The 6,947-nt window shown below is 52.1% G+C and carries 5 protein-coding genes, 1 tRNA gene and 1 pseudogene; 2 read left to right on the top strand and 5 right to left on the bottom strand.

Translation table 11 applies throughout. The features are described from left to right. Positions 1-3: 3 nt before the first annotated feature. Genes thiL through ribBA form a run of 4 tightly spaced genes read right to left on the bottom strand, consistent with a single transcriptional unit; the run spans position 4 to position 3,110 of the window. Positions 4-960 carry a thiamine-phosphate kinase gene (thiL, locus tag CKO12_RS05070; RefSeq protein ID WP_200153649.1) on the bottom strand — a complete coding sequence of 319 codons (957 nt, stop codon included), beginning with the start codon at positions 958-960 and terminating at the stop codon, positions 4-6. Next, entirely contained in the window at positions 953-1,486 is a 534-nt protein-coding gene (gene nusB / locus CKO12_RS05075) for a transcription antitermination factor NusB (RefSeq protein WP_200153650.1), read from the bottom strand. The genes thiL and nusB overlap by 8 nt, the downstream gene beginning before the upstream one ends. 4 nt (positions 1,487-1,490) lie before the next feature. Next, positions 1,491-1,964, bottom strand: a complete 474-nt coding sequence (gene ribH / locus CKO12_RS05080; RefSeq protein WP_200153651.1) for a 6,7-dimethyl-8-ribityllumazine synthase — start codon at positions 1,962-1,964, stop codon at positions 1,491-1,493. Positions 1,965-1,979: 15 nt separating this feature from the next. Continuing rightward, on the bottom strand, positions 1,980-3,110 hold the full coding sequence (ribBA, locus tag CKO12_RS05085; RefSeq protein ID WP_200153659.1) for a bifunctional 3,4-dihydroxy-2-butanone-4-phosphate synthase/GTP cyclohydrolase II: 1,131 nt from the start codon (positions 3,108-3,110) through the stop codon (positions 1,980-1,982). Between the two features lie 190 nt (positions 3,111-3,300). Between ribBA and CKO12_RS05090 the strand changes: the two genes are divergently transcribed. Further along, a tRNA-Leu gene (locus CKO12_RS05090) sits at positions 3,301-3,385 on the top strand. Positions 3,386-3,512: 127 nt separating this feature from the next. Beyond that, on the top strand, positions 3,513-6,776 hold the full coding sequence (locus tag CKO12_RS05095) for a dynamin family protein (RefSeq protein ID WP_200153652.1): 3,264 nt from the start codon (positions 3,513-3,515) through the stop codon (positions 6,774-6,776). Positions 6,777-6,797: 21 nt separating this feature from the next. Here CKO12_RS05095 and CKO12_RS14870 read toward each other — a convergent pair. Beyond that, positions 6,798-6,947, bottom strand: a pseudogene (locus tag CKO12_RS14870) (IS481 family transposase); the annotation flags it as partial.

Raw genomic sequence — 6,947 nt, forward strand, 5'->3', positions numbered from 1 at the left:
GTCTCAACTGTTTGCAAAATGATCGTAACTGCCAGCGGCAGCGCACCACATCTCACCGTTAGGCAAGCGCCAGCGCACTCCAGTTTCCGCCTCAATCCGTCCAATCGGCTGCAACGCCACACCGACTGCCGCCGCCCGTGCTTGCGCGGTGGCGAGCTGCGCGGCGGGAACGCAGCAGCACAATTCATAATCATCACCGCTGGCGAGCGGCAGCGCCCAGTCGCCATCTTGAGCGATAACTTTTGCGACCAACGGCGATAACGGCAGTTGCGCCAGCGCCACTTCTGCGCCCACTCCAGATGCCGTCAGCAGATGCGCGAGATCGCCAAATAACCCGTCAGATAAATCAATCATCGCCGTCGCCAGCCCGCGCAGCGCCAGCCCCAACTGCACTCGCGGCGTCGGATACTCCAGCCGCTGCCGCAATTCCGGTGCAACTGCGCTGCCTGACAGCAATCCCCGCAGCGCCAGCCCAGCATCGCCCAAGGTGCCGCTGACGCAAATCACATCGCCGCGCTGCGCCCCAGCGCGACGCACCGCTGCGCCGTCAGGGATAAAACCGTGTACCTGCACCGTCACGCTCAATGCGCCACGAGTCGTATCGCCGCCCACCAATTGGACGCCGTGCGCGTGCGCTAACGCCGCAAAGCTGGCGCTGAACGGCGCGAGCCACGCGGCATCTGCGCTCGGCAGCGTCAGCGCCAGCGTTGCCCACGCCGGTTGTGCGCCCATCGCCGCGAGATCGCTGAGACCAACGGCGAGTGCTTTATGACCGACTGCGGCCGGAGCGCAATCCGCAAAAAAATGCACTCCCGCCGTCAAGGTGTCGATGCTGACTGCCAACTGTTGCCCAGCAGGAACCTTGAGCAGAGCGCAGTCGTCACCAACGCCGAGCGCGACATCCGCTCGCGCTGCGCCGAGCGCGGTGAAAAAGTGGCGAATCAAGGCGAATTCAGACATCAGCGGGTGGCGCCGCAGCGCGTTGAGCCTGCGCGACTTGCAGCGCGTGATGACGGGAGATTTTATCGAGCACGCCGTTGACGTATTTGTGCCCGTCGTGCGCACCGAGCAGCTTGGTCAATTCGATGGCTTCATTGATCGCCACGCGGTCGGGGATGTTGTCGGCAAATAGAATTTCAAATGCGCCGAGCCGCAAAATCGCCAACTCCACCGGATCAACTTGATCCAGCGGGCGATCCAGAAATCGCGCCAATTGCGCGTCGATGACGGTGATCTGCTGCGGCACGCCAGTCAGCAATTCTTCCAACAGTTCGAGGTTGAATTGATAACGGAGCTGCGGATCGGTCGGCGCGTCGTCATCCGCGCCAGTCAGGGACATCGCCACTGCGTCCAGCCATTCGGGATCATCAAGCAGATGGCGTTTGATCGTCAGCGGGTTGTCGCCGGTCAATTGCCATTGATACAGCGCCAGCACGGCATAACGCCGGGATTGGCGACGCGGGGTGATTTTTTCAGGAATGCTCATCGGCTTAACCGAGCGCCCGCAACAAGTTCGCCATTTCCAGCGCCGAGAGCGCCGCTTCTGCGCCTTTATTGCCGGCTTTGGTGCCGGCGCGTTCAATCGCTTGTTCGATGCTATCGACCGTCAACACGCCGAACGCGACCGGTAGCCCGTATTTCAAACTGACCTGCGCCATGCCTTTCACGCACTCGCCGGCGACATATTCAAAATGCGGCGTGCCACCGCGAATCACTGCGCCCAGCGCGATGATCGCGTCATAACCACCTTGCGCAGCGAGCCGTTCAATCGCCACCGGCATCTCAAATGCGCCGGGCACGCGCACGATGGTCAATTGCTCATCGCTGACGCCGTGCCGCCGCAGCGCATCAAGTGCGCCCTGTTCGAGACTGTCCACCACAAAGCTGTTCCAGCGGGCGACGACGAGACAAAACCGCATCTCGCTGGCTGCACAAAAATTGCCTTCTATCGTTTTGATTGTCATCACAAAAATCTCCGGTTAAACCGACCGTCCGCCGGTGTATTCGACCACTTCCAAATCAAAGCCAGAAATGGCGTGCATTGCTTTCGGGGCGCTCATCACCCGCATTTTCCGCACGCCCAAATCCGCCAAAATCTGCGCCCCAATGCCGTAGGTGCGCAGCTCGTTGCGATCTTGCGGACGACTGGGCGCTGGCGCGTCGTCATCTTGAGGTTGCAACTCTTTCAATCGCGCCAGCACGTCAGCGGGGCGGTCGCGGTTGCGCAAAATTACGATCACGCCCTCACCAGCGGCAGCGATTTGGTGCATCACCTCTCGCAGCGGCCAGCCGCAGCCGGGGCGCACGGTTTCAAACAGATCGCAGAGGGTATTTTGCAAATGTACCCGCACCAGCGTTGGACGCTCCGGGCTGATGTCGCCGAGCGTGAGGGCAAGATGGATGTCGTTGTCGATGCTGTCGCGGTACGCCACCAGCCGAAAGGTGCCTTCCGCAGTCGGCAGATCGCAGGCGCACTCGCGCAGCACGGCTTTTTCATGGCGGACGCGATATTGAATCAGGTCGGCGATGGTGCCGATTTTCAAACCGTGCGTGTGCGCAAAGAGTTCTAAATCTGCGCGTCGCGCCATCGTGCCGTCGTCGTTGAGAATTTCGACGATGGCGGCAGCGGGGCTGAATCCCGCCAGCCGCGCTAAATCACAGCCAGCTTCGGTGTGACCGGCGCGGACGAGGACGCCGCCGGGCTGCGCCATGAGCGGGAAAATGTGCCCGGGCTGTACCAAGTCTTTGGCGCTGGCGGTGGCAGCGACTGCGGCGCGGATGGTCACAGCGCGATCCGCAGCGGAGATGCCGGTGGTGACGCCGTGCGCAGCTTCAATCGACACGGTGAAGGCGGTTGAATGTGCGGCTTGGTTGTCGTTGACCATCAGCGGCAGGCGCAGCCGTTCACAGCGGTCTTTGGTCAAGGTGAGGCAAATCAGACCGCGCCCGTATTTGGCCATGAAATTGATTGCTTCTGGCGTCACGCAATCGGCGGCGAGAAGCAGATCGCCTTCGTTTTCCCGATCTTCGTCGTCCATGATGATGACCATCCGCCCTTGGCGCAGGTCGGCGATGATGTCTTCAGTGCTGTTTAAGCCGGTGCTGCTCATCGTGAAACCGTGAGATGTCATGTGCGAAAAAAGACGCTTGAGTTTAACAAATGGCGGCTGCGCGTGGCGGGAACGGTGGCGCGGGAGCTGGCGCGATTATGATTTATTTACTTTGATAATCAAATCATTGCAATAAAGTGCTGGCGCAGTGATACCAATTTTTCTAGCGGCAGCGTAAGATAAAGACCTTGCGCGGGTGGCGAAATTGGTAGACGCGCTGGATTTAGGTTCCAGTGAAGCAATTCTTGGGGGTTCGAGTCCCCCCTCGCGCACCATCTTCCTATTTCCGCTCCAAAAAAACTCCTCGCTTTACTTGCAACAGCTTTGCGCTGCTTGTCTGTCTTTATTCCCATCGCTTGCAAAATGTTCATCACAAAAATTCCAATTGGCATTGAGTAGCACATGACGCAAGAACATCGTATTAATCCGCGTTTTCGTACTGAGCCGCACGGCAATCATATTGACATCAATCAATTGTATGGCTACCGCGAACAGTTACGCGCCAATCGTTATCTCGCGCCGGCACTTGCCCAACAACGCCAAACGTTGCTGGAGCGGATTGATGCGTTTTTGAATCGTTTAGATGATCCAATGCGCGTGGTGGTTGCCGGTGGGTTTAATGCAGGTAAATCAACTTTTTTGAATGCGCTGGTAAAACGCCAGTTAATGCCGGTTAAAGCGGTGCGCAGCACCTGCACCATTAACACGTTGAAAGCTGGCGACTGCGAGGAATTGATTGTGGTGCGTCGCAATGGGCGACGTGATCGGCGCAAGTATTACAGCGATGAGCATATCCGTGAACAAATCAGCGTGTTAATGCAGCATGAACACGCCAGCATTGCGCAGATTGAAATCTGCTGTCCCAATGATCTTTTTTTACAGCATTTCACGTTAATTGATACGCCGGGTTTAGATCATAATGCCGATGACAGCGCGACCAGTGCTGCTGAAGTAGAACAGGCTGATGCGTTGATTTGGGTGTTGCATAATAAGGGCGCAGAAAAACTCGATCACGAACAGATTTTGCGCTTTCGTGCTGCGAATCCTGACAGCCCCGTGATTGTAATTCTGAATCAAATCGACAGTTTAGAACAAGATGAATGTGACGATGCGCTGGCGGCAGTGAAAAGCAAACTTGGGGCGCACGTTTCAGCGATCTTTCCGCTTTCGGCGCGATTGGCGTATGAGGGACAACGCGACCGCAATCAATTAAAAATTGACGATAGCCGCTTTTTTGAGTTAAATCAGCACCTGCATTTGCACCTGTTCAATCAGTATCGTGATTTGCAGGAAAAGATTCGTTTTAACCAACGGAGCAAGTCGCTTTTGCATGACTTGCGCCATTTTTTACAGACCAACGGGAGCGCCGAACGCATGGGCACGGTTGATATTACTCCGACTATTCAGCAGGCACGCGAGCGTTATCAAAAGCAGAAAGCTGACATTGATAAAAAGTTGAAAAAAGGTCTGAGTAAAAATCGAGGTCTGAGTAAAAATCGATTTAATTCGCGAAATCAGCGTTTTCATCAAAGTACCGCCATTAAAGCGGAACTGGTCAACATTCTGACATGCACGAGAGACTTGATTCAATCTGAAGAATCATTATCGAAAACGGATAAAGATAATTTAGATATACTGATTGAAAAAATCAGAAACGGTAAATTTCGCTTGGGCGTATTCGGAAGCATGAAAGCAGGGAAATCGACCTTCATTAACACGCTGCTTGATTGTGGTGAATTGTTACCCGTCGATGAAAGACGCTGTACAGCGGCGCATACTGTTGTTGCTTTCGCGGATATCAATAATCCAGCAGGTAGTGTGCGCATTGTATGGAAAAAACGCAGCGAATTATTACAGGAGCTACAAGAGAGTTTACAGCCTTTTACTGAAGACCCTTCTTTTGCAATACCAACGGATGAAAAAACTGCGGTTGAGTGGATTGAAAAACAGCAGTCGCACTGGATTGAGCATCTTAGCCAACGGGATAATTGGAATTTGACGAAAACCCTCTTGAGAAAAAAACAGGATGCCCTGCTTTTGCTCGAAGCATTGCCGCAATACGAAACAATCCAAACGGATTATACACAGACACGTGGATTATTGACTCAGATCATGGCGGATAAATCCGCAATACGTTTGGTGAATAATCTGGTGTTATATCAGGATTTGCCACTTTTGCAGCATATTGATGTAATTGATTCTCCCGGTTCCAATTCAGCGACACGGCGTGACACCACCGTTGCGCAGGAGCTGATTAAAACTTCTGACGCGCTATTGTTTTTGAGTGAAGCAGCAACCGCCTTTGAAAAACAGGATGAGATAGATTTATTGCATCATTTTCGGAAAGATGTTCCGGAAGATAATCTCAACAAACTCTTCATTGTCGCTACTAAGGTTGATTTGTCGAAAAGAGCATCCGAAGAGATTGTACAAACAATCAGCGAGCTTTTGGCTGAACTATTCAAGGGTCAATTGACTGCCGCCAGAATTTATCCGCTTTCATGTCATACCGGATTGAATTTCGAGCATTTTACTGCTGATCTGAACCGCTTTTTGCAAGAGGAAAAAGATCGAACCTATTTAGTTAGTACCAACACACAGGTGGAAATTTTACTCAAGGGATTGATTGCCATCTATGAAAACGAGCTGAGCAAAAAAGAGGAATCATTGGAACGAATTGAGCAGAAGATTGACGCGTTCCAGAAGGATAAAGAAAAGATAAAAAATCTGTTTGATGAATGGATTCCTGTTTGGTATCGGGATGTCGTAACACGCAGTAAAGGGAAGGACGAGTTCACTTTTCAGAACACTTTAAATCGCCTTCACAAGCAACAAATTGGAACATTCAAAGACGATTTAGTTGCACAACTGAACACCCGAGAGGATAAGTCTGGTGATGGTGCGAAGCCTGTCATGGCTTCCGCAGCGACTGCTTATATTAAAGACCTCATGGGCAAAACGGTTCAGGAGATACAAAACAAGATTGAAACAGTGATCGGAGCAACGAATCAATTATTTGATGATCAGCTCATTTTGGCTAAAGGAAGGCTAGAAAAGGACTACGGCGTTTCTCAAACCAATTTGAGCATTGATTCCTCCAGTTATTCTTTTGGCGATAAAGATATTGGAGATTTTAAAACTTCTCGCTATGATTGGGAAACTGGATTAGTGTTAGCCACTGCTTTCGGTGTTGGTGGCGCAGCACTTGGCGCTGGTGTGGGCTGGGCAGCAGTAGGTCTTGGTCTAGCTTCTACTGTTTTTTGGCCATTAGGAGTGCTTGCAGGCATAGGAGTAGCTCTTGGTTTTTCAAGTGGATCGGGTGTAGAAAAACCCGAAGAACTGGCTGATATGGTAGTAGACAGCCTGAACGAAAAAATACCCTTAAAGGAACCAAAGGGCAAATGGAAACCATTGAAGCAGTTGTTTGATGACAGCCTAGAAAAGAGGGTGAAATCTCTTATAGACAGCAGAAAAGAACTTCTCAACAGAGTTCTGAATGACATTCAGCAACAGCTCAACAGCCAGTTACAGGAACAACAGAAAACTGAGGCAGAGAAGAAATTGCTTGAAGCCAATCGGCAACAGGTTGACGAGGAATTGAAGTTTTTGAAGGACGAGCAAGCAGCAGTGGGACAACGCATTGAAGCGGTATATGGCGGGCGTTAATGCGGTGGAAACGTTCCCACGTTAAAGCGTGGGAACGCTAAACATGTCAAGACCCGAGAGATTGTAGACCTGTTTTTTGAAGCGTTCGGGTTCTTTCTGCTGCCAGTTTTTCAACGCTTGCACCGGTGACACATGTCCGAGTGCTTTTTGGGGTATCTGATGGTTATACAT

The organism is Chromatium okenii (genome assembly GCF_016583745.1).
Taxonomy (GTDB): Bacteria; Pseudomonadota; Gammaproteobacteria; order Chromatiales; family Chromatiaceae; genus Chromatium; species Chromatium okenii.

Coding starts and splice junctions, on each gene's coding strand:
- thiL (WP_200153649.1), bottom strand. CDS start 960: ATGTCTGAATTCGCCTTGATTCGCCACTTTTTCACCGCGCTCGGCGCA.
- nusB (WP_200153650.1), bottom strand. CDS start 1,486: ATGAGCATTCCTGAAAAAATCACCCCGCGTCGCCAATCCCGGCGTTAT.
- ribH (WP_200153651.1), bottom strand. CDS start 1,964: ATGACAATCAAAACGATAGAAGGCAATTTTTGTGCAGCCAGCGAGATG.
- ribBA (WP_200153659.1), bottom strand. CDS start 3,110: ATGAGCAGCACCGGCTTAAACAGCACTGAAGACATCATCGCCGACCTG.
- CKO12_RS05095 (WP_200153652.1), top strand. CDS start 3,513: ATGACGCAAGAACATCGTATTAATCCGCGTTTTCGTACTGAGCCGCAC.